The sequence below is a fragment of the Phenylobacterium sp. genome (assembly GCF_044372605.1).
Taxonomy (GTDB): Bacteria; Pseudomonadota; Alphaproteobacteria; order Caulobacterales; family Caulobacteraceae; genus Phenylobacterium.
On record NZ_JBILRO010000256.1, the window covers coordinates 1 to 4,772 of the forward strand.

Consider the following 4,772-nt stretch of genomic DNA (forward strand, 5'->3'; position numbering starts at 1 on the left):
GCCCTGCGCCTGATTGGCGCGGGCATCGCGCGACAGGTGCAGAGCACACAGATGCTGGGCTTCCTCGACCGATCACTTGGTCTGCTGATCGGCCTCGGCCGCGGTTTGATGGTGCTGGGCGCGCTCTATCTGATGTTCAACGCCGCGACGCCACAGGACTTGCGTCCCAAGTGGATTACGGGTGCGCAGACCTGGCCCGTGGCAGGCAACATGGGCCGCCTGATCGAGAGTCTCGTTCCCAAGGGTCTCGACCTTGCCGGTCGCATGAAACCCGCCGTTGATCGCGCCGTTCGCGACGGGTCGCGTGACAGAACCGCGACAGAGGGCTACGAGGCCCCAGCAAACCCAGTCGCCGCCCCCCCGGAGCGCTCACGATGACCCTGTCCCACGACCATTGGGCCCAGCCGCAGCGTGACCCCGACGATGACACGCCACGCCTGGAGTGCGGGGTGTTCGGCATTTTCGATGTCGCCGAAGCGTCGGGCATTACCGCGCTCGGACTTCACGCCCTGCAGCATCGCGGACAGGAAGCCTGCGGCATCGCCTGTTTCGACGGCCAGCGATTCCATACGGAACGCCACATGGGCTACGTCGGGGACGCTTTCGGCGGCGGGAACCTCAACAAGCGACTGCCCGGGCATCATGCCATCGGCCATACCCGCTACTCCACCGCCGGCGGCAGCTTCCTGCGCAATGTCCAGCCGATGTTCGCCGATCTTGAAGCGGGCGGCATTGCCCTGGCGCATAACGGTAACCTCACCAACTTTCTCGCTTTGCGGGAGCAACTGGTCGCCGAGGGTTCGATCTTCCAGTCGACATCGGATTCGGAGGCCATCCTTCACCTGATCGCGCGATCGCGTCGCGCAAAGTTCCTTGACCGCTTTACCGAGGCTCTGCAGCAGATCGAGGGCGGCTATGCACTGGTTGCGCTCACCAACAAGAAACTGGTCGGCGTTCGGGACCCTCTCGGCATTCGCCCGCTGGTGTTGGGCGACCTGGACGGCAAGTCGGTGCTCGCGTCCGAAACCTGCGCTCTGGATCTGGTCGGCGCCACGTTCGTGCGGGATGTCGAGCACGGCGAGATGGTGGTCATTGACGAAACCGGCGTCCGAAGCTTCAAGCCTTTTCCCGCCCAGCGGGCACGACCCTGCATCTTTGAGTACGTATATTTCGCACGCCCGGATTCCGTGGTGAACGGTCGCTCGGTCTACAACGTCCGCAAGCGCATGGGTCGCCGGCTGGCGCAGGAAAGCCCTGCCGACATCGACGTGGTGGTTCCGGTTCCGGACAGCGGCGTGCCTGCGGCGCTAGGCTTCGCCCAGGAAGCGGGCGTACCGTTTGAAATGGGTATCATCCGCAACCACTATGTCGGGCGCACCTTCATCCAGCCCACCCAGGGTGAGCGCGAACTGGGCGTTCGGATGAAGCTTTCGCCCAACCGCGCCGTGCTGGCTGGAAAGCGGGTACTGCTCGTGGACGACTCCATCGTCCGCGGGACGAATTCCGTGCGCGTAGTCCGCATGGTGCGCGAGGCCGGCGCCAAGGAGGTTCACCTCCGCTCGGCCTCTCCGCCGATCATGTGGCCGGACTACTACGGTATCGATATGCCCGACCGCGACAAGCTGCTTGCGGCCAACCACTCCGTGGACGAGATCGCACGGATTCTCGGCGTAGACTCAATGGGCTATCTGTCGGTCGACGGGCTCTATTGGGCGATGGACGCGGTGCGCGATCCCGCAAATCCCCAGTACACCGACCACTATTTCACCGGCGAATACCCCACCCGTTTGCTTGATCGCGAGATTGCCGAAGGTCGCAACGAACTCGTCGAGCGACAGCTCTCGTTCCTGGTCGACGCGTGATCGGAGCGCGGTCCGGGTGGTTCGCCCGCCTGAAACTGGACTGGTATCTTGTTCTCATCCTGGCCGTGGCCGTCCTGGCCTCGGTGCTGCCAGCGCGCAGTGATTTCGCGACCGCCTTCGGGTGGTTCACCAAGGCCGCGATCGCCCTGGTGTTTTTCCTGCACGGCGCGCGGCTATCCCGCGAGGCGGTGATCGGGGGTCTGACCCACTGGCGGCTGCACTTGCTGGTGTTGGGCTCGACCTTCGGGCTGTTTCCCTTGCTCTGTCTTGGCCTGATCGCCCTGCCCGGCTGGATCACACCGGCCCCGCTGGCCGCCGGGATTGTGTTCCTCGGGTGTCTGCCCTCGACGATCCAGAGCTCTATCGCCTTTGTCGGAATTGCCCGGGGGAATGTGCCGGCGGCCGTAGCCGCAGCCTCTGCCTCGAACCTGCTGGGCGTGTTCCTGACCCCGTTGCTGGTGACCGTGTTGTTGCAGGCTCAGGGCGGCGTAAGCGGTGCATCTGTCGGCGCTATCGTCCTGCAACTGCTGGCCCCCTTCGTTGCGGGGCAGCTTCTGCGCCCCCACATCGGGGCCTGGGTCGCGGCGCAGTCAAAGGTCCTGTCGAAGGTCGACCGCGGCTCCATCCTGCTGGTGGTCTACGGCGCCTTCTCCGGGGCGGTTGTCGAAGGCGTTTGGACACGGCTGGACGGCCTCGACATTGGTCGAATGGTTTTGCTGAGCGTCGTCCTGCTGGGCGCCCTGCTGGTCATCACGGCTTGCCTGGCCCGGGCGCTCGGTTTCAACAAGGCCGATGAAATCGCGATCGTGTTCTGCGGGTCAAAGAAATCACTGGCCAGCGGGGCGCCGATGGCTGCAGCGCTGTTCTCGCCGGCCGTCGCCGGTGTTGCTCTGATCCCGCTGATGATCTTTCACCAGGTTCAACTGATGGCCTGTGCCGCGATCGCTCAACGGTATGCCGCGCGCGCTGACACGCACGCAGATAGCGGCTAAGACCCCGGTCCATGTCTGATCTGCCTCTCTCCGACCGCATCGCCCTCGTGACCGGCGCCAGCCGCGGCATCGGCCGCGCCGCCGCCCTCGCCCTTGCCGCTGCGGGCGCCCACGTCGTCGCCGTCGCCAGAACGCCGGGCGCACTGGAAGCCCTGGACGATGAAGTGCGCGCCCTGACCGGAGCGCCAGCCACTCTTGTCCCCATGGACATCGCCGAGGGCGATGGACTTGATCAGCTAGGGCTGGCTATCCACCAGCGCTTCGGACGACTGGACATCCTGGTTCATGCCGCCGCGATCCTTGGACCGATGACGCCGGTGGGTCACATCGAGCCGCAACACTGGGACCGCGTGGTCGCGGTCAACCTCAGCGCCTCCTATCGTCTGATCCGCAGCATGGAGCCCCTTCTGCGAGCCGCTGAGCACCCTCGGGCGATATTCCTGACCAGCGGCCGCGCTATCCGGCCAAAGGCCTTCTGGGGCCCTTACGGCGTCACCAAGGCCGGTCTGGAGCATCTTGTGCGAACCTGGGCCGACGAACTGGAGCAGACGAACGTCCGCGCCGTGCTGCTTGACCCGTCCGTCATGCGCACCCGTATGCGCGCCGAGGCGATGCCAGGCGAAGATCCCGAGACCTTGCCCGATCCCTCCGAGATCGGCCCGCTGATCGTGGAGCTGGCCCAGGCCGACCTGGGCTTGCCGAAATCTAGCGTGGTCTTTTCGGACTGGAAGACGGCCGGGACGCTCGCTTCGGCTTGACGCCGGGCCGGATCAGTTTCGCAGCACGTCCACGAGGATTACCGGGTTTGGCCTTTGGACCCTGTGGCTTGGCCCTGCCGAACAGCTTCGGCTTGCCCTCCGCGCCCTCCTTGGCGCGGTCGGCGGCGGCGCGTCGGGTTTTCGCCGCAAGCCCCGTCTTGGCCTCCGAAGGCCGTGCACGTGTCAGGCCTGTACCGCTTTTCTCCTCGCCCTCGGCGAAGGGGTTCTTGTTTGACTTGACGGTCAGACGGATCGGCACGCCCGGCAGGTCGAAACTCTCGCGGATCGAGTTCACCAGATAGCGACGGTAGTGATCCGGCAGTTGGTCCGCGCGGCTGGCGAACAGCACAAAGGTCGGTGGTCGCGCCTTGGTCTGGGCCATGTATTTGGGCTTCACCCGGCGTCCGCCGACCGCGGGAGGGGGATGGCGCTCGACGGCCATCTTCAGCCAGTCGTTGAGATCGCGGGTCTTCACCTTGGTGGACCAGTCGCCGTGGGCCTTGAAGACCGCCGGCATAAGCCGGTCGAGGCCCCGGCCGGTCTCCGCCGACAGAGCGATGATGGGCGCACCCTTGACCTGGGGAAGCTGCCGCTGGGCCTCGTCGATCAGCTCGGCGAGCTTGGTCTGCGGATCCTCGACGAGGTCCCACTTGGCCAGCACGAAGACCAGCGCCCGGCCCTCGCGCTCCACCAGATCGGCAATCTGCAAGTCCTGGGTCTCGAACGGATGGGTGGCGTCCATCACCAGCAAAACCACCTCGGCAAAGGTAATCGCCCGGATGGAGTCGTGGGTCGACAGCTTCTCGAGATTGGCCTGCACCTTGGCCTTGCGTCGCAGGCCCGCCGTGTCCACCAGCCGGATCGCGCGATCCTCCCAGGTCCAGTCCACGGGGATCGCATCGCGGGTGATGCCGGCCTCCGGGCCGGTCAGCAGTCGGTCCTCGCCAATCAGGCGGTTGACCAGCGTCGACTTCCCGGCGTTCGGGCGACCGACAATGGCGATACTGACGGGCTTGTCGTCACCCGACAGTTCATCGGCATCGTCTTCCAGATCGAGCGTCAGACCGACGACGGCGCCATAGAGGTCGGCCATCCCCTCGCCATGCTCGGCTGAGATCGGGATCGGCTCGCCCAGACCCAGCTTGTATCCGTCCAGAACG

Annotated in this window: 5 protein-coding genes; 4 read left to right on the forward strand and 1 reads right to left on the reverse strand. The window is 65.5% G+C overall.

Features of this window, described 5'->3' with window-relative positions; all coding sequences use genetic code 11:
- The 4 genes from ACIQ42_RS16100 to ACIQ42_RS16115 form a co-directional block, all read left to right on the forward strand.
- On the forward strand, positions 1–378 hold a 378-nt coding region (locus tag ACIQ42_RS16100), incomplete at its 5' end, for a CvpA family protein (protein ID WP_397423260.1).
- On the forward strand, positions 375–1,862 hold the full coding sequence (purF, locus tag ACIQ42_RS16105; RefSeq protein WP_397423261.1) for an amidophosphoribosyltransferase: 1,488 nt from the start codon (positions 375–377) through the stop codon (positions 1,860–1,862). The genes ACIQ42_RS16100 and purF, both read left to right, overlap by 4 nt.
- Positions 1,859–2,854 (forward strand): bile acid:sodium symporter family protein, encoded by a 996-nt coding sequence (locus ACIQ42_RS16110; RefSeq protein WP_397423262.1) that lies wholly within the window; start codon positions 1,859–1,861, stop codon positions 2,852–2,854. Before purF ends, ACIQ42_RS16110 begins: the two co-directional genes overlap by 4 nt.
- 11 nt (positions 2,855–2,865) lie before the next feature.
- Entirely contained in the window at positions 2,866–3,612 is a 747-nt protein-coding gene (locus ACIQ42_RS16115) for an SDR family NAD(P)-dependent oxidoreductase (protein WP_397423263.1), read from the forward strand.
- Here the strand turns inward: ACIQ42_RS16115 and der are convergent.
- On the reverse strand, positions 3,560–4,772 hold a 1,213-nt coding region (gene der, locus ACIQ42_RS16120), incomplete at its 5' end, for a ribosome biogenesis GTPase Der (RefSeq protein WP_397423264.1). The genes ACIQ42_RS16115 and der overlap by 53 nt on opposite strands.